Origin of the sequence: Bacillus sp. FSL P2-0069 (genome assembly GCF_038593315.1) — a bacterium.
GTDB lineage: Bacteria > Bacillota > Bacilli > Bacillales > Bacillaceae > Bacillus > Bacillus safensis.
The window spans coordinates 2434111-2452558 of record NZ_CP151984.1; the positions used below are offsets into that span (position 1 = coordinate 2434111).

Here is an 18448-nt window from a genome sequence, read left to right on the forward strand (position 1 = left end):
CAGATGCTTTTTTTTAGCCGTTTACCTTCGCAAGGATCGCATTCCAGGCTTCATCTTTTCCTTTTTTTGTTTCAGAAGAGAATAAGATGAGTTCATCTGATGGGTCAATGTCGAGCGTCTGTTTGACGACTTTCGCATGTTTTTCCCATTTGCCTTTTGGAATTTTATCCGCTTTTGTTGCGATGACGATCACGGGAACTCCGTAATATTTAAGGAACTCATACATGTTCACATCATCTACTGATGGCTTATGGCGCAGATCCACAATTTGGACGACTGCTTTTAATTCTTCACGCATTGTAATATACGTTTCGATCATTCTACCCCAGGCTTCGCGCTCTGTTTTTGAAACTTTGGCAAAGCCGTAGCCCGGAACGTCCACAAAATGGAGCATATCATTAATAATGTAGAAATTAAGCGTCTGGGTCTTACCTGGTTTAGAAGACGTACGCGCTAAATTTTTACGATTAATCAATGAGTTGATGAACGAGGACTTTCCAACATTTGATCGTCCAGCAAGCGCAATTTCAGGCAGTCCGCCGCTCGGGTACTGCTCTGGTTTCACCGCACTAATGACGATATCTGATTTTGTTACTTTCATCTTCCCTCTCCTACCAACGCTTTCTCAAGCACCTCATCTAAATGTGAGACCGGAATAAAGGTTAGTCCTTCTCTCACACTTTCAGGAATATCATCAATATCCTTCTCATTGTCCTTTGGAAGAATAATGGTTTTCAATCCTGCACGATGTGCGCCTAATGCTTTTTCTTTTAGTCCGCCAATCGGAAGCACTCTTCCTCTTAACGTTATCTCTCCTGTCATACCAACCTCTTTTGACACAGGACGTCCTGTGAGTGCTGATACAAGAGCCGTCGCAATGGTGATACCAGCTGATGGCCCGTCCTTTGGAACCGCACCCTCTGGAACATGGATATGAATATCGTGCTTTTCATTAAAATTAGGATCAATGTTCAGTTCATCTGCTTTGGATCGAATATAACTGAATGCCGCCTGTGCAGATTCTCTCATGACATCACCAAGCTTACCTGTTAACAAGAGCTTGCCTTTACCAGGAGAAAGCGATACCTCAATTGATAAGGTGTCTCCGCCAACTGTCGTATACGCAAGTCCTGTGACAACCCCGACTTGGTCTGTCGTTTCAGCCTGACCATAACGGTAAAGTCTTTTTCCGAGAAATTCAGATAAGTTCTTTTCCGTCACTGTGATGCGCTTGCGGTCTTCAGCCACAATCACTCTTGCCGCTTTTCGGCAAATGGCCGCAAGCTGACGCTCTAATCCACGAACTCCTGCTTCTCTTGTGTAATAGCGAATCATATCATAAATCGCTGCTTCACGAAGCTGCAAGTTCCCTTTCTTTAATCCGTGCTCCTTTAGCTGCTTCGGCAGAAGATGATCTTTCACAATCTCTGCTTTTTCAACCTCTGTATACCCTGCAATCGTGATAATCTCCATTCTATCACGAAGTGGACCTGGAATGGTTGCTAAATTGTTGGCAGTGGCAATAAATAACACCTGCGATAAATCAAATGTCTCTTCAATATAGTGATCGCTAAAGTTGTGATTTTGCTCTGGATCCAGCACTTCAAGCATCGCAGAAGACGGATCACCTCTAAAATCAGAGGACATCTTATCGATTTCATCTAAAAGAAACACTGGATTCATTGTGCCTGCCTTACTCATCCCGCGAATGATACGGCCTGGCATCGCCCCTACATATGTTCTTCTATGTCCGCGAATTTCAGATTCATCACGCACCCCGCCAAGAGAGATACGGATAAACTTTCGATCAAGTGATTTAGCAATCGATTTGGCAAGTGACGTTTTCCCTACCCCAGGAGGTCCTGCTAAGCAAAGAATCGGTCCTTTTAATGAATTGGTCAGCTTCTGTACAGCAAGGTATTCAAGCACACGTTCCTTGACTTTTTCCAGCCCATGATGCTCATCATCTAAAATTTCACTTGCAAGCTTTAAATCTAGACGATCTTCTGTATAGATGCCCCATGGAAGATTGATCAGCCAATCAATATAATTTCGAATGACAGAGCTCTCCGCAGAGCTTGAAGGAATTTTTTCATAACGGTTCAATTCTTTTAACGCCGTTTCACGAACAGACTCAGGCATGCTGGACTCTTCGATTTTAGACATTAATGAACTGACTTCGCCTGTTTTTCCTTCCTTGTCTCCAAGCTCCTTTTGAATGGCTTTCATTTGTTCACGCAAATAATATTCTTTTTGCGTTCGTTCCATTGAACGTTTGACACGCTGGCCAATTTTCTTTTCAATTTCCAGCACTTCTTTTTCATTGTGGATTAAGCTGATGACACGATTCAGACGTTTTTTGACATCCACTGTTTCCAGTACTTCTTGTTTGTCCTTTAATTTGAGCGGCAGGTGAGAAGCAACGATATCTGCCATTCTCCCCGGTTCCTCAATATCCGTCACCGTTGCATATGTTTCAGCTGAGATTTTTTTTGAAATTTTTATGTACTGATCAAAATGATCTAACAAAGTGCGCATGAGTGCTTCTGCTTCTGCGTCCTTTAACTCTTCTTCTGCCAATTCTTTAATATCGACGGACGTATAGTCCTCAAGCTCCACATATGACTCAATCTGCGCTCGATTTAAGCCTTCAACGAGTACACGAATCGTTCCATTCGGCAGCTTCAGCATTTGTTTGATTTTTGTGTAGGTGCCGACTTTGAAAATTTCCTCTTCACCTGGTTCATCTATTGAAATTTCCCGCTGTGTTGCTAGAAAAATCATATGATCGTTCATCATCGCCTGTTCTAATGCTTGAACAGACTTCTCGCGTCCAACGTCCAAATGCAAGACCATTGTTGGATAAACAAGCAAGCCTCGCAATGGGAGGAGCGGAACATTCTTTTTGATTTCATCTGCCATGTTGATTGACACCTCCGTCACTAGTATGAATCATTATAATATACCTGTTTCAGTCTTGTACAATGTAAAAGACTTAAGAAATGATGATCTTACCGTAGTATACCCTTTCTTTTTATCTTGAAAAAGAAAAAAAGATCTATTTCACTAAAAAATCCCCATATGTGATGGGGATTAAACAGATTTTCTTTTCATTTCCTCTTCTAGTCCATCTTTCTTCTCGTCTGGCGGGTTGACCAAACAGTGATCCAGCACCTCTTGGAAGTGCTTCACAGGCACAATGGTGACGCCTTCAATCTCTTTTAAGATCGACTGCTGGTTGTCATAAGGAATAATCACGGTTGTGGCACCAGCTTGTTTCGCCGCCTTAATCTTCGGTATCACACCGCCGATCGGCTTCACCTGACCCTGCAATCCGATTTCACCTGTCATTGCTGTCAGATGATCAATCGGGATTTGATGAATGGCAGAGAAAATCGCCGCCGCCATGGCAATCCCAGCAGACGGTCCATCAATAGGGGCACCGCCTGGGAAATTAATATGGATGTCATATTCATTTGTCCGTATCCCTAAGTTTCTCAGCACTGTTAATACATTTTCAACAGACCCTTTGGCCATACTTTTTCGTCTAATGGATTTAGACTGGCTGCCAATGCTTTCTTCTTCTGCAATGCCTGTAATATTGATACTGCCTTTTTCAAGCGCCCTACATATATTCACTTCAATCTCGAGCAAGGCTCCGCTGTTTGGTCCATAGACAGCGAGACCATTCACTACCCCCACTTTTGGCTTTTCCGGTACTTTTTGTTCATATCTTGGTGTCAGCTGGCTTGAATGAATGACCCACTCGACATCGGCAATCGTGATATCTTTTCGGTTTTCCGTGACGGCCATTCCAGCGGCGATCTGCACCATATTGACTGCTTCACGGCCGTTTTTCACATATGAGGTTAACAGGTTCAGCCCTTCATCACTTAATTCCTTTTGTATTTTTTGGACAGCTTTAGCAGCGACTATTTTCAATTCATGCTGGTCAAGGTCCTTAAAGAAAATTTCTAAGCACCTTGATCGAATCGCTGGTGGAATTTCTTCAGGTGTTCTTGTCGTAGCACCAATCAATCGAAAATCAGCCGGAAGCCCATTTTGAAAAATATCATGAATGTGATTCGGAATTTGGGTGTTTTCCTCACTATAGTAAGCACTGTCTAAAAATACTTTCCGATCTTCAAGAACTTTCAGCATTTTGTTCATTTGGATCGGATGCAGTTCGCCAATTTCATCGATAAACAGAACCCCGCCATGAGCATGCGTAACGGCTCCTTGTTTTGGCTGCGGAATACCTGCCTGTCCCATCGCTCCCGCCCCTTGGTAAATCGGGTCATGCACGGAGCCAATGAGTGGGTCTGCAATGCCACGTTCATCGAATCTTGCGGTTGTGGCATCGAGCTCCACAAATACCGCATCTTTCTTAAACGGTGAATCAGCATGACGTTTCGCTTCTTCCATAACAAGACGGGCAGCGGCTGTTTTTCCAACCCCCGGGGGTCCGTAAACAATGACATGCTGAGGATTCGGTCCGCACAGCGCTGCTTTTAGAGCACGAATGCCGTCTTCCTGCCCTACAATATCTTGAAATCCTTTTGGCCGGACTCTCTCTGATAAAGGCTCACTCAGCTTGATTGACCGCATCTTTCTGAGTGCTTCCATTTCTTTCTTTGATTCTTTGTCTATTGTCACCTTTTGTGTGCGCTGATTTCGCAGTAAGTTCCAAAAGTACAGCCCGATGACGATACCAAAGAACAGCTGTATGAATAATACGATTCCTGTCCAGCTCAATCGGTGCTCCCTCCTTCATCTATCTTATGTATTGGTTTCTGTCTGCTAGTATTTCCTAGAGCTGGACGGAATAAACACGTCTTCCACGATAAATAAAAAACTCCTGAATCAAAATGATTCAGGAGTGATAACTTCTCTTATGCAGATGTTTTTGTATCTTTATTAACGACTGTGCCATCCTTTAACACAAGACGCGGCGGCTCACCATCAGCAACCGTTGCACCAGTGATGACACATTTTTCAATATCATCACGAGATGGAAGGTCAAACATGACATCAAGCATGATGCCTTCAATGATTGAGCGAAGACCACGAGCTCCTGTTTTACGCTCAATTGCCTTTTTCGCAATTTCGCTAAGAGCATCTTCTTCAAATTCAAGCTCTACATCGTCAAGCTCAAGCATTTTTGTATATTGCTTAACAAGCGCATTTTTAGGCTTCGTCAAGATTTCTACAAGTGCTTTTTCATCTAACGGCTCTAGGCTTGCAATAACCGGTAGACGACCGATGAATTCTGGAATTAAACCGAAGCGAAGCAAGTCTTCTGGCAGTACTTTAGATAGAAGGACTTCTTTTTCAAGATCTTCGACTTTATTTTCCGCACCGAATCCAATCACTTTTTGACCTAAGCGGCGTTTGATGATTTGCTCAATCCCGTCAAAGGCTCCTCCACAAATGAAGAGGATGTTCGTCGTATCAATTTGAATGAATTCTTGATGTGGGTGCTTACGACCACCTTGAGGCGGTACACTAGCGACTGTTCCTTCAAGAATTTTTAAAAGGGCTTGCTGTACACCTTCCCCAGATACATCACGAGTGATAGAAGGGTTTTCTGATTTTCTTGCTACTTTATCGATCTCATCGATGTAGATAATGCCTTTTTCCGCTTTTTCTACATCATAATCCGCTGCCTGGATCAGCTTTAGTAAAATATTCTCTACATCTTCACCAACATACCCTGCTTCAGTTAATGATGTTGCATCTGCGATCGCAAATGGAACATTTAAAATACGTGCAAGTGTTTGAGCAAGTAATGTTTTACCGCTTCCTGTTGGTCCAATCATAGAAATATTACTTTTCGAAAGCTCAACATCATCAATCTTGCTGTTGGAATTGATCCGTTTGTAGTGGTTATACACCGCTACAGCTAAGGATTTTTTCGCATTGTCTTGTCCGATGACATATTCATCAAGAATCTCCCGAATTTCATGAGGCTTCGGAACATCCTTGAATTCAACTTCTTCCTCTGTGCCGAGCTCTTCTTCAACTATTTCCGTGCAAAGCTCGATACATTCATCACATATATATACGCCAGGTCCTGCGACCAGTTTACGCACTTGATCTTGCGTTTTTCCGCAAAACGAGCATTTTAATTGACCTTTTTCCTCGTTGAATTTAAACATTCTTTCACCCCTTATTCTTCTTCACTTGCCTGTAGCTAACAGTCAGCTACCTTTCTGGGTCCAGTATGTATGCATTTTACCATACTTTCCTAAAAGACGGTAACGATGTGTTTCTAACACTGCACATTGAGATATGTATGACAGAAAGATGCGACTTACACTATCGTTTCCAAAAGAAGCGATGATAAGTCAAAAATTGTACAAAACAAGGCACGAGTCACTCGCGCCCTGTTTTATTATTATGCACCATATTAACGGTTTTCTACAAGAAAATCAATTGCTTTACGAACTTTTAGATCTTCTTTCATTGCTTCAGTAGATCCGATCGCTTGTTTGATATTTTCAATTGGCATGTTGTATGCTTCAGCCATTTTTGAAAGTTCTTCTTCCACTTCTTCGTCAGACACTTGTAAGTTTTCTGCAGCAGCAATTGCTTCAAGTGTTAGGTTAGATTTTACGCGTTTAGCAGCATCTTCTTTCATTTGCTCTTTCAGCGCATCTTCATCTTGTCCAGAGAATTGGAAGTAAAGCTCAAGGTTCATTCCTTGCATTTGAAGACGTTGTTCGAATTCTTTCATCATGCGGTCTAGCTCAGTGTCAACCATCGCTTGTGGGATGTCAACTTCCGCATTTTCAGAAGCTTTCGCAACTAGCTCTTCACGAAGTTTTCCTTCTGCTTCGTTTTCTTTTGCTTCTTCAAGACGTTTCTTCGTTTTTTCAGTTAACTCAGCAAGCGTTTCTACTTCTTCATCAACATCTTTAGCGAACTCATCGTCAAGTGCTGGAAGTTCTTTTGCTTTGATTTCATGAATTTTCACTTTAAATACAGCTGGTTTACCTGCAAGGTCTTCAGCATGGTATTCTTCTGGGAATGTAACTTCTACGTCTTTTTCAGCGCCAGCTTCAAGTCCAACTAATTGCTCTTCGAAACCAGGGATGAATGAACCAGAACCTACTTCAAGAGAGTAGTTCTCAGCTTTTCCGCCTTCGAATGCTTCTCCATCAACGAATCCTTCGAAATCAAGAACAACTGTATCGCCGTTTTCGATTGCGCCTTCTTCTTTGACAACAAGCTCAGCTTGACGGTTTTGCATGCCTTTAAGCTCTTCTTGTACATCTTCATCAGTAACAGCTGTGTCGTCTTTTTCTACGTTAAGACCTTTGTAGTCACCAAGTTTTACTTCAGGCTTCACTGTTACTTTTGCAGTGAAGATTAAGTTTTCGCCTTTTTCGATTTTCTCAACATCGATTTCAGGGCGGTCAACTGGCTCGATACCAGCTTCGTCGATTGCTTTTGGATATTCAACCGGAAGAAGAATATCTAATGCATCTTGATAAAGAGATTCTACACCAAAACGCTGCTCGAAAAGACCACGTGGTACTTTCCCTTTACGGAATCCAGGGATCGATACTTGCTTAACCACTTTCTTAAATGCATCATCAAGTGCTTTGTTAAATGTTTCAGCGTCAACTTCTACAGTTAGTACGCCTTCGTTACCTTCTTGTTTTTCCCATTTTACTGACATGTGTGTTTCCCTCCAAAAATCTATTCAGATTGTGCGTTGCTCCATTCTAAAGCATCATAAAGACTTCGTCCAATCAAAAAACCACGCACCCCGCTAAGAAGCTTGCATTATGTATACAACATTTGACTTGATTATACATATCGTCTTTCAACCGTTGGAATCTGACAACTGCACTATATATGCACAAATACAACCATTATATTATAACATAACAAGTCCGTCTTTCAACTAAATCGACAAATTACAAATAAGAAATTTCTTCAATATCTTTCAGCATTGTGCAAGCTTCTCTCAGCTCTCGTTCGTTAAATTCATACAATAGATGCAATTCTTCGAGTTCAATCTCAATCCCATGCATTTCATAGCCGACTTTATGAAGTGCCGCTGCCCAAAGACTCGGATCTGTGTATTTAGGAAGAAATGGATACAGCACAAATAAGTGCCGGCGCCATAACTCTTCCACGGCTTGGTAAAGGGTCGGATTCTCATTGCCAAGCGTGTCATCAAGCATACGAAGGACTTGCTGAAGAAGCGGCATCTGCTCTGGCTTTACAGCCTCAGAAGGAATAAGGGTTAAAGAATCACCGAATTTTGTCACATGAACCGGTTTTGCCACATCATGCTCTGCCAGAAGCTGCAGGATCATTGATTTGACCAAAGGGTTCCCATCAGGATTTTGTAAGATGGTATTTAATAGACCCATATGCGGTGTAATATTCCGGTCTTTCAATGAATGAATGAACTGGACCTGTTCTTCCGGACGCTTCAGCATATCATCTATGTTGACCTCACTTCCGGCGTCCTCATCTTCATCTAAAATCTCTTCAGGTGATTCGATCATTTTTCTGCTAAATTCGAGCAGCTTGTAAAAATGCTCCGCACTTTCTGCCGGAAGATGGTTTTCTTCGAGCACAGCCTCAATTGTCTGTTTGACTTCTTCATATTCTTTCAGCTGAATGAGGATCGTCATATACACTTGGAGCACAGTGAAATAGTGGCCATATCCTTCATGCAGCATTTTTTCACAAACACGCTTTGCATCCTGTAGCTCACCCAGCTCCAGAAAACAAATGGCCATTCCAAGGTGAATATCGGATTCTTCATCGTCATCGTACGATTTAGCTTCTGAAAACAAGTGAAGCGCCTCTTGATACTGTTTATCTTTTAATGCTGCCATTCCTTTTTCAATCAGTCTTTCTTTCAGACCAGGAAACAAAATGACATTATCTTTCTTCTTGTCATGCTTCATGCTTACGTTCCTTTCGGGCGCATATTTTTTTATCAGTTTACCAACGAAGATTAGTAAACACAAGTAACGAGAGGTTTTCATGCAAAAAAGAAGCCGTCACACCTCGGGCGGACAGCTTCTCGTTGCTTAAGCGCGCAGCCAGCTGCTGCGCTTTTCTTCAAATGCTTGAATGTCATCTTCTAGAAGTAATGTTAATGAAATCTCATCATAACCATTTAGGAGCATTTCTCTCCAGTGAGGGTCGACTTGAAAAGGGGTGATATTCCCTTCGTGATCTTCTATCTGCTGTTTTTCAAGATCAACCGTCATCTCATACCCTTTGTTCTCATATGACGCAGCGAAGGTTTTCCACACATCATAATCAAGGCGAATCGGAAGCATCCCATTTTTGAAGCAGTTTTGATGAAATATATCTGCAAATGATGGTGCGATGACAATTTTAAAGCCATAATCATCAAGCGCCCAAGGAGCATGTTCCCTAGATGATCCGCAGCCAAAGTTCTCCCCTGCGATCAAAATGGATGCTCCTTCATAGATCGGCTGATTTAGTTCGAATTCGGGATTTGGGCTGCCATCGGCTAAATAACGCCAGTCGAAAAAGGCAAAGCGGCCATATCCTGTTCGTTCGATTCTTTTTAAAAATTGCTTCGGTATAATTTGATCTGTATCTACATTGATTCTGTTAAGCACAGCGGCTTTTCCTTTATGAGTGACTAAAGGCTCCATCTATGACAACTCCTTACACGACTGTTTTCTCTTGATTAAACTTCCTGACATCGACAAAGCGGCCATGTATCGCAGCCATTGCAGCCATTGCAGGGCTGACAAGATGCGTTCTCGCACCCTTCCCTTGACGCCCTTCAAAGTTACGGTTTGATGTGGACGCGCAGCGTTCGCCCTCCGGTACCACATCGTTATTCATACTAAGGCACATACTGCAGCCTGATTCTCTCCATTCAAATCCTGCTTCAAGGAAGATTTCATGAAGACCTTCTTTTTCTGCTTGCAATTTGACACTTTGTGAGCCAGGCACCACAATCGCTCTGACATGATCTGCTACTTTTTGTCCTTCAATCATAGAAGCAGCTTGACGTAAATCAGTCATTCTTGAGTTCGTACATGAGCCGATAAAGACATGCTCAATCGTAATATCTTCTATACGCTGATGCGGGTGGACACCCATGTATTCGTAAGCACGAATTGCTTCTTTTTGATCATCTTCTTGTGCAAAGTCCTCAGGTCCTGGGATTGATGCATCCACAGGCAGTACCATTCCTGGGTTAATTCCCCACGTAACCATTGGTGAAATCTCATTTCCATCTAACACAATGGTTTTATCGTAGGTTGCACCTGGATCTGTTCTAAGTTCTTCCCATTCTTTAATAGCTGCTTCGAAGTCTTCACCCTGCGGTGCATATTTGCGGCCGCGGCAGTATTCGAAGGTGACTTCATCAGGTGCAATCAATCCTGCTCTTGCGCCTGCTTCAATTGACATATTACAAACGGTCATCCGCTCATCCATCGTCATGTTTCTGAATACTTCCCCAGTGTATTCAATGACATAACCTGAGCCGAACTTCACGCCGTGCGCACCAATGACGGCTAAAATGACATCTTTGGCGGTTACCCCTTTTTGAAGCTTTCCGTCTACTCTAATTTCTAGCGTTTTCGGACGCTGCTGCCAAAGTGTTTGTGTAGAAAGTACATGTTCAACCTCACTAGTACCGATCCCAAAGGCAAGTGCACCAAACGCGCCGTGAGTTGATGTATGACTATCTCCACAAACGATTGTTTTCCCCGGAAGTGTCAATCCAAGCTCAGGTCCAACGACATGGACGATTCCTTGGTCAACACTGTGAAGGTCAGCAAGACGAACGCCAAATTCCGCACAGTTGCGCTCTAAGGCACTCACTTGCTTTTTAGCAATCTCATCTTTGATCACAAATCGATTCACAGTTGGGATGTTATGATCCATCGTCGCAAACGTGTTTTGAGGTCTTCTCACCTTGCGCCCTTTTTGTCTTAATCCTTCAAATGCTTGAGGTGATGTCACTTCATGCACCAAGTGCAGATCAATATATAAAAGGTCTGGTTTTCCCTCGCCGCTTTTGACTACATGCTGATCCCATATTTTTTCGATGATTGTTCGAGGCATAACCCTTTTCCTCCCTCTACCTAATTCCACAAGATTCTATTTACACAATGGTTTGCACGCGCTGCTTGAGTGCGTCTACAACCGCATTAGTGATTTCTTCAGTCGTTTGATAAGTTCCCTCTTTTGCTGCTAAATCTTTTGTTCGTTTGCCAGAGGCAAGAACAGCTTCGACAGCTTCTTCTATTGCAGCCGCTTCTTCTTCTAATGAAAAGGATGTTCTAAGCAAGCTTGCTGCTGATAAAATAGTTGCCAGAGGGTTTGCAACGTTTTGCCCCGCAATATCGGGTGCTGAACCATGAATTGGCTCATATAAATGAAGGCCTGTGCTTGATAAACTAGCAGATGGCAGCATGCCGAGTGATCCAGTAATCATCGAAGCTTCATCGCTTAAAATGTCACCGAACATATTCTCTGTCACAATAACATCAAATTGAGCGGGCTTGTAAATCAGCTGCATGGCAGCATTATCGACGAGCATATGCTCAAATTCAACGTCTGGATATTGAGCAGCAACTTCTTCTACTGCATCCCGCCATAGTTTACTAGAAGCAAGGACATTCGCTTTATCCACAGACGTCACTTTTTTCCGTCTTGTTAAGGCCATGTCGAATGCTTCTTTTAATACGCGGACAATTTCTTCCTTTGTATAAATGAGCGTATCAACGGCAGCTTCTTTTCCTTCATTATCCGTATAGCGTTCGCTTGGTTCACCAAAATAGAGACCGCCTGTTAATTCACGAACGATGACGAAATCAACTCCGTTAATATGATCTTGTTTTAACGGAGATGCCTCGCTTAAGCTATCGAACACCTTTACAGGGCGGATGTTGGCAAATAAGTCCAGCTGTTTACGAATGGCGAGCAGGCCTTTTTCTGGACGGAGCTCTGGCGGGTTTTGATCCCACTTTGGTCCGCCGACTGCTCCTAATAAAATCGCATCAGCGTTTTTGCATACATCTACTGTTTCCTTTGGAAGCGGGTTGTTTTTTTCATCTATTGCGATACCGCCAATGAGCGCAGTTTCGAATTCAAATTCGTGCTTAAATTGCGCCGCCGTCTCTTGAAGGACAGCGACCGCAGATGTCACGACTTCCGGTCCGATTCCATCGCCGGGCAAAAGTGCAATTTTCTTTTTCATGAGAACCTTCCTCCTTTCCTATGAGATCGCGTGATGTTTCTCAATTTCAATCAGATTTGATTTGAAGATTAAATGTCTGTTCACTGCATTGACGTAAGCTTTTGCTGATGCTTCAAGTACATCTTGCGCTACACCGCGTCCTGCTGTTTCTTTTCCTTCTATTGAAACAGTGACATATACTTCAGCTAGTGCATCTCTGCCTTTTCCATTTGATTGAATGCGGTAGTCCAGCAAATGAATTCTTTCTTCCATACAGCGCTCAAGCGTGTTGTACACAGCTTCTACACTGCCTGCACCTGTAGCTGCTTCTTGAATGACTTCCTGCGTTTCTTGGTTTTTCAGAGAAACTGTTGCTGTTGGCATTTGTTCTGTTCCATAGTGCACTTGCAGACTTTCAAACTCGTAGCCGATTTTTCGGTCTGCTACTTTTTCTTCTAATATAATAGAGATCAAGTCATCATCTGTAATTTCTTTCTTCTTCTCTGTCAAGTTCTTAAAAGTCTCAAAGAATTTATTGATTTCGTCTTCCGTTAGTTTAAAGCCTAGTGTTTTCATGCGGTCTTTAAACGCGTGTCTTCCGGAGTGTTTTCCAAGGACAAGCACATCTGTTGTCACGCCGACAAGCTCTGGAGAAATAATTTCATAGGTTGTTTTTTCTTTGAGGAAACCATCTTGGTGAATACCTGATTCATGTGCAAATGCGTTGTTTCCAACGACTGCTTTATTACGCGGCACAATCATTCCTGAGTATTTGCTCACTACATCACTTGTACGCTTAATTTCATTCAATTGAATCGTTGATTCGACCTGGTAAAAGTCTTTTCGAATATGAAGAGCTACTGCAATTTCTTCTAACGCGGCATTTCCAGCGCGCTCGCCAATTCCGTTGACAGCTGTTTCAATTTGATCTGCTCCATTTTCAATGGCAGCAAGTGAGTTTGCTACAGCCATTCCTAAATCATCGTGACAGTGAGCGGACAAGTTGACGCGGTCGATATTTGGAACGTGTTCCTTCATATATTTAAAGATATTCCCGTACTCTTTTGGCGCTAGGTATCCAACTGTATCTGGCAAGTTAATGACACTCGCCCCAGCGTCAATGACCTTTTCTACAATTTCTGCCAAGAAAGCAAGATCTGTACGGCACGCATCTTCTGCTGACCATTGGACAACTGGAAAACGTTCTTTCGCATATTTCACCATTGCGACAGCCTGTTCTACGACTTCTTCACGTGTTTTCTTGAGTTTATGCTTCAGGTGAATGTCAGAAGTGGCAATAAAGACATGAAGCCTTGGCTCCACTCCATCTTTTAATGCTTCCCATGCAGCATCAATGTCACCTTTCACACATCGTGCAAGACCAGCAACAGAACAGTTTTTAATCGTTCTTGCAATTTCTTGTACGCCTAAGAAATCCCCTCGGGATGAAGCGGGAAATCCCGCTTCAATGATATTAACCCCAAGGCGCTCAAGCTGCTTTGCAATGATTAGCTTTTCTTGTGCATTTAAATTCACTCCTGGTGATTGCTCTCCATCCCGAAGTGTTGTGTCAAAAAAATTAATTTTCCGCACCGACGCTCACCGCTTCCTTTTTCTTTCCTTGTTTAACGAAAGGCATCATTTCACGAAGCTTTCTACCAACGATTTCAATTTGGTGCTCATTTTCATTTGCATTGATCGCATTGAAACGTGGACGATTCACTTGGTTTTCAACAATCCATTCTTTTGCAAATGTTCCGTTTTGGATATCAGTCAAAACAGCTTTCATTGATTCTTTTACCTTTGCGTCTACAACGCGTGGTCCTGATACGAAGTCACCCCATTGTGCTGTATCAGAGATTGAATATCTCATGCCTTCTAATCCTTCTTCATACATAAGGTCAACGATCAATTTTAGTTCATGCAGACACTCGAAGTATGCAAGCTCTGGCTGATAACCAGCTTCTGTTAACGTTTCGAATCCTGCCTTTACTAGTGAAGTAAGGCCTCCACAAAGAACTGCCTGCTCACCGAATAGATCCGTTTCTGTTTCTTCTTTAAATGTTGTTTCAAGAACGCCCGCTCTTGCTCCGCCGATCGCTTTCGCATAAGCAAGTGCTTTGTCTTTCGCTTGGCCAGATACATCTTGATAGATAGCAAATAGGGCAGGTACACCAGCGCCTTGCTCATATGTTCTTCTCACAAGATGTCCTGGTCCTTTTGGAGCTACAAGATACACGTCTACGTCACTTGGAGGAACAATTTGATGGAAGTGAACGTTGAATCCGTGTGCGAATACAAGTGAGTTGCCAGCTTCTAATTGATCTTTGATTTCTTCATCATATACTTTCTTTTGCTGCTCATCTGGAAGTAGTACCATCACGACGTCTGCTTGTGCCGCTGCTTCTTTTACTGTGAATACTTGATGACCGTCTTCTTGTGCTTTTGTATAAGATCCGCCTTTTCTTACGCCGACGATCACATCTACGCCACTTTCTTTTAAGTTCAATGCATGTGCATGACCTTGTGAACCGTAACCAATGATTGCTACCTTTTGACCATTTAATACGTTTTCTTGAATATCACCGTTATAATATACTTTTACCATTTGACTCTCTCCTTTTGTTTAGACAATTGAAATTGTTTTATTTGTTTGCGGCTTTTGCTGATTATCTCTCGCAAAGGCCGTAGTGCCAGTTCTGGCGACTTCTTTAATGCCGTATGGCTTAAGTAATTCAATGAGTGCTTCAATTTTTGAAGACTCACCTGTCACCTGAATGACGACACTCTCTCTGCTCACATCTACAATAGAAGCTCTAAACGGTTCAATGACCCCTGTGATCTCCATTCTAGATGCTGGTGCAGATACGACTTTTATCAAAGCCAGCTCTCGCTGAACGATTGATTGGTTTGTAATGTCTGTTACTTTCAGCACATCGATTTGCTTGTTCAGCTGTTTTGTCAGCTGCTCGATGTCTTTCTCCTGGTCTACATGGACGACGAACGTGATGCGTGATACATCTTGAATCTCAGAATGGCCGACCGTAATGCTTTCAATGTTGTAGTGTCTTTTAGTAAAGAGGCCTGTGATTCTGTTCAGTACGCCTGATCGATTTAATACAGTCAACACAATAATTCTTTTCAAGGTTTCACCCCCACCATCTCATGAAGTCCTTTCCCCGGTGCTACCATCGGGAATACTTTTTCATCTCGCGCTACATTGACATCGATGAAAACAGGCTCTCTAGAGGTTAAGGCTTCTTCAAGCTTTTCTTTCGCCTCTTCGTCTGATGAGATTCTGATTCCTTTAATGCCATAAGCTTCAGATAATTTGACGAAGTCTGGCTGCTCTGAAAATTTAGAATGTGAGTAGCGTTCTTCGTAGAAAATTTCTTGCCATTGTCTTACCATTCCAAGGCTGTGATTATTGAGTACAATCACTTTGACTGGAAGGTTCAGCTCACGGATAACGGCAAGTTCTTGCAGGGTCATTTGGAAACCTCCGTCTCCTAAAATTGCCACAACAGTTGCCTCTTGATCAGCCAGCTGAGCGCCGATGGCTGCTGGTAATCCGAAGCCCATTGTGCCAAGACCTCCAGATGTGACCCACTTATCTGCATTTTCAAATGGATAGAACTGTGCCGCCCACATTTGATGCTGTCCGACATCAGTTGCGACAATGGCTTCACCTTTTGTGAATTGATGAATGTATTCAATCAGCTTTTGAGGCTTAAAGCCTTCTGCTTCATTTTCAACGTACCAGAGTGGATATTCTTCCTTCCACTGATCTAATTGATTTTTCCATTCGTCTGATTCCCCTTGCTTCCCGTCTTGCTTGATCAGTTCTTCAAGAACGAGCTTACTGTCTCCAACAACCGGGATATGGGTATGAATGTTCTTGCCGATTTCCGCTGGGTCGATGTCAATATGAGCGACCTTCGCATGTTTCGCAAAATGATTGAGGTTGCCTGTTACCCTGTCATCAAATCTTGCTCCGATTGAAATGAGCAAATCACATTGATGAAGAGCCATGTTCGCTGCATATGTGCCATGCATACCAGCCATCCCTAGGAAAAGAGGGTGCTTTGCCGGGAATCCGCCAAGTCCAAGCAGTGTATGAGCGACTGGGATTTGCTGCTGCTCTACATACTGTCTTAATTCTTCAGATGCTTTGCCATGAAGTACGCCGGCTCCTGCTAGAATGACTGGTTTTTTCGCTCTGCTGACAGCTTCTACTAATTTGCGAATTTGCAAATAGTTCGGCTCTACTTTTGGCTGATAACCAGGTAAATCAATTGGCTGATCATATTCAAAGGTTCCTTCAATGCCTGCGACATCTTTTGGAATATCAATTAAGACTGGACCAGGTCTGCCTGTTGTTGCGATATGGAATGCCTCTTTAATGACACCCGGTAATTCCTCTGGATTCCTTACCTGGTAGCTGTGCTTTGTAATTGGCATTGTGATGCCGAGTACATCTGCTTCTTGGAATGCATCCGATCCAATGACTGACGTTGCCACCTGCCCTGTGAATACAACAAGGGGAAGTGAATCAATCATCGCATCTGCAATTCCTGTCACAAGGTTTGTCGCTCCCGGCCCTGATGTGGCAATGACCACACCCGGTTTACCAGATACTCTTGCGTAGCCTTCTGCTGCGTGAATCGCTCCCTGCTCATGTCTTGGCAGGACATGAAATAAACCAGAATCGTAAATTTTATCGTAGATTGGCAAAACTGCTCCGCCCGGATAGCCGAAAATGACTTCTACTTTTTCTCTTTTGAGTGCTTCAATTAACATGAGTGCACCGTTCATCGTTTGTGGTGCTTTTGATTTTTCCGTCTCCATTTGTACATTTGTCCCCATTTGATTTCCTCCTCTTTGTCTTGCTTCAGTCAAGTCCTTTCACCCTTTTCCATTCAAGATAGAGATATGAGACCATATAAAAAAGCCTTCTCACCCCACAATGACACTACTTTTCACTAGGTCAAAGGGGCGAAAAAGCTTTGTTTTTCGCGGTACCACCCTTGTTCACGGCAATCCTGCTGCCGTCTCATGGACATCTTTCGTCCATTTTGGTAACGAGTGAGCAATGTCACTCGGTCTGCCCTACTATCATTTCAAGCAGACACTCAGAGGTGAGTTCACTTTAGAAAGTAACACCGGTTTCCAGCTAGCACCGGCTCTCTGTAGATACTGACTCTAAAGCTACTAGTCCTCTTCAACGTTTATCGATATCTATTTAACTTGCATGAATGTTTTCATCTGCAAAAACGACTTTTTCTCCCTCTTCAACTACTCGCTTACGGAATTGTTCAAGAAGTTTGTTTGTGTGGAACCCAGGTTTTCCTTCACCGATTGTACGGCCGTCAACTTTTACAACGGCGATGACTTCGGCTGCGGTTCCTGTTAGAAATACTTCTTCAGCTGTATACACATCATGTCTTGTGAATGGTTCTTCTTTCACTTCGTAGCCTAAGTCTTCTGCAATCTCCATGATGGCATTTCTTGTGATGCCTTCAAGTGCGCCGATATAACCTGGCGGTGTATAAAGCTTGCCTTTTTTATAAATAAACACGTTGTCTGCAGAACCTTCCGCCACGTACCCTTGATCGTTGAGCATCAGCGCTTCACTCACACCGGCCATATGGGCTTCGATTCGGACAAGAATGTTATTTAAATAATTTAATGATTTCACTTTTGGGCTAAGGACATCTGGACGATTTCGTCTTGTTGGAACCGTCACAATATCAATACCCGTTTCATATAGGTGCTTTGGAAAAATGGCCAGCGGCTCTACAATGATCACTGTATTGGCTCTCCCGCAGTTGTTAGGATCTAATCCAAGATCACCTGCTCCTCTTGAGACGACAAGGCGGATATAGGCATCCTTTAAGCCGTTCCTTTCAACTGTATGAATCATTTTTTCCGTGAGTTCCTCAAGTGAATATGGAATGTTCAGCATAATAGATCTAGCGGAATCATACAGGCGGTCTAAATGTTCTTTCATTCGAAAGATATTTCCGTTATACACGCGAATCCCTTCGAAAACACCGTCGCCATATAAGAAGCCATGATCGTAAACTGAAATTTTCGCATCCTCTTTTTTCACGAGTTCATCGTTTAAAAAGATCCACTGTTCCTTTTGGTCTTCCATTTTCAGTGAGCACCCTCTCTTTCAAACAAAAAGTAGTTGAATTTTCAGACACTTTATATTGAAGTGTCTCTCGCTTGCACTGCGTG

14 protein-coding genes and 1 other annotated feature are annotated in these 18448 nt (G+C 42.9%); all 14 genes read right to left on the reverse strand.

What is annotated here, in order from left to right:
• Positions 1-13: 13 nt before the first annotated feature.
• Entirely contained in the window at positions 14-601 is a 588-nt protein-coding gene (gene yihA, locus NSQ34_RS12480) for a ribosome biogenesis GTP-binding protein YihA/YsxC (protein WP_024423177.1), read from the reverse strand.
• Positions 598-2922 carry an endopeptidase La gene (gene lon / locus NSQ34_RS12485; RefSeq protein WP_268456570.1) on the reverse strand — a complete coding sequence of 775 codons (2325 nt, stop codon included), beginning with the start codon at positions 2920-2922 and terminating at the stop codon, positions 598-600. The genes yihA and lon overlap by 4 nt, the downstream gene beginning before the upstream one ends.
• Positions 2923-3093: 171 nt before the next feature.
• Complete coding sequence (gene lonB, locus NSQ34_RS12490) at positions 3094-4755, reverse strand: ATP-dependent protease LonB (RefSeq protein WP_268456571.1); 1662 nt, start codon at positions 4753-4755, stop codon at positions 3094-3096.
• 137 nt (positions 4756-4892) lie between these two features.
• A complete protein-coding gene (gene clpX, locus NSQ34_RS12495; RefSeq protein WP_024423180.1) occupies positions 4893-6158 on the reverse strand; it encodes an ATP-dependent protease ATP-binding subunit ClpX in 1266 nt (421 codons plus the stop codon).
• 251 nt (positions 6159-6409) lie between these two features.
• Positions 6410-7684: a trigger factor gene (gene tig / locus NSQ34_RS12500; RefSeq protein ID WP_024423181.1), complete on the reverse strand. Its 1275-nt coding sequence runs from the start codon at positions 7682-7684 to the stop codon at positions 6410-6412.
• Positions 7685-7925: 241 nt separating this feature from the next.
• Positions 7926-8933 carry a DNA damage checkpoint antagonist DdcA gene (gene ddcA, locus NSQ34_RS12505; RefSeq protein WP_024423182.1) on the reverse strand — a complete coding sequence of 336 codons (1008 nt, stop codon included), beginning with the start codon at positions 8931-8933 and terminating at the stop codon, positions 7926-7928.
• A gap of 126 nt (positions 8934-9059) precedes the next feature.
• Positions 9060-9659 (reverse strand): 3-isopropylmalate dehydratase small subunit, encoded by a 600-nt coding sequence (leuD, locus tag NSQ34_RS12510; protein WP_048239028.1) that lies wholly within the window; start codon positions 9657-9659, stop codon positions 9060-9062.
• A gap of 13 nt (positions 9660-9672) precedes the next feature.
• Positions 9673-11088 (reverse strand): 3-isopropylmalate dehydratase large subunit, encoded by a 1416-nt coding sequence (leuC, locus tag NSQ34_RS12515; RefSeq protein ID WP_024423184.1) that lies wholly within the window; start codon positions 11086-11088, stop codon positions 9673-9675.
• 40 nt (positions 11089-11128) lie between these two features.
• A complete protein-coding gene (gene leuB / locus NSQ34_RS12520; RefSeq protein ID WP_268456573.1) occupies positions 11129-12226 on the reverse strand; it encodes a 3-isopropylmalate dehydrogenase in 1098 nt (365 codons plus the stop codon).
• An 18-nt stretch (positions 12227-12244) separates the two neighbouring features.
• The gene (locus tag NSQ34_RS12525) at positions 12245-13798 is read right to left on the reverse strand and encodes a 2-isopropylmalate synthase (RefSeq protein ID WP_024423186.1); all 1554 of its coding nucleotides are present in this window, start codon (positions 13796-13798) and stop codon (positions 12245-12247) included.
• Positions 13785-14813, reverse strand: coding sequence for a ketol-acid reductoisomerase (gene ilvC, locus NSQ34_RS12530; RefSeq protein ID WP_024423187.1), 1029 nt, complete (start codon positions 14811-14813; stop codon positions 13785-13787). The genes NSQ34_RS12525 and ilvC overlap by 14 nt, the downstream gene beginning before the upstream one ends.
• Before the next feature lie 18 nt (positions 14814-14831).
• The gene (gene ilvN, locus NSQ34_RS12535; protein ID WP_007501584.1) at positions 14832-15350 is read right to left on the reverse strand and encodes an acetolactate synthase small subunit; all 519 of its coding nucleotides are present in this window, start codon (positions 15348-15350) and stop codon (positions 14832-14834) included.
• Positions 15347-17071, reverse strand: a complete 1725-nt coding sequence (ilvB, locus tag NSQ34_RS12540; protein WP_025092480.1) for an acetolactate synthase large subunit — start codon at positions 17069-17071, stop codon at positions 15347-15349. Before ilvB ends, ilvN begins: the two co-directional genes overlap by 4 nt.
• Before the next feature lie 122 nt (positions 17072-17193).
• Positions 17194-17439: a binding site (T-box leader), on the reverse strand.
• 8 nt (positions 17440-17447) lie between these two features.
• Positions 17448-18362, reverse strand: a complete 915-nt coding sequence (gene ilvE / locus NSQ34_RS12545) for a branched-chain-amino-acid transaminase (protein WP_024427825.1) — start codon at positions 18360-18362, stop codon at positions 17448-17450.
• Positions 18363-18448: the final 86 nt, after the last annotated feature.

Excerpts from the sequence above, each read along its gene's own strand:
- yihA (WP_024423177.1), bottom strand. The coding sequence starts at position 601 with ATGAAAGTAACAAAATCAGATATCGTCATTAGTGCGGTGAAACCAGAG.
- lon (WP_268456570.1), bottom strand. The coding sequence starts at position 2,922 with ATGGCAGATGAAATCAAAAAGAATGTTCCGCTCCTCCCATTGCGAGGC.
- clpX (WP_024423180.1), bottom strand. The coding sequence starts at position 6,158 with ATGTTTAAATTCAACGAGGAAAAAGGTCAATTAAAATGCTCGTTTTGC.
- tig (WP_024423181.1), bottom strand. The coding sequence starts at position 7,684 with ATGTCAGTAAAATGGGAAAAACAAGAAGGTAACGAAGGCGTACTAACT.
- ddcA (WP_024423182.1), bottom strand. The coding sequence starts at position 8,933 with ATGAAGCATGACAAGAAGAAAGATAATGTCATTTTGTTTCCTGGTCTG.
- leuD (WP_048239028.1), bottom strand. The coding sequence starts at position 9,659 with ATGGAGCCTTTAGTCACTCATAAAGGAAAAGCCGCTGTGCTTAACAGA.
- leuC (WP_024423184.1), bottom strand. The coding sequence starts at position 11,088 with ATGCCTCGAACAATCATCGAAAAAATATGGGATCAGCATGTAGTCAAA.
- leuB (WP_268456573.1), bottom strand. The coding sequence starts at position 12,226 with ATGAAAAAGAAAATTGCACTTTTGCCCGGCGATGGAATCGGACCGGAA.
- ilvC (WP_024423187.1), bottom strand. The coding sequence starts at position 14,813 with ATGGTAAAAGTATATTATAACGGTGATATTCAAGAAAACGTATTAAAT.
- ilvB (WP_025092480.1), bottom strand. The coding sequence starts at position 17,071 with ATGGGGACAAATGTACAAATGGAGACGGAAAAATCAAAAGCACCACAA.
- ilvE (WP_024427825.1), bottom strand. The coding sequence starts at position 18,362 with ATGGAAGACCAAAAGGAACAGTGGATCTTTTTAAACGATGAACTCGTG.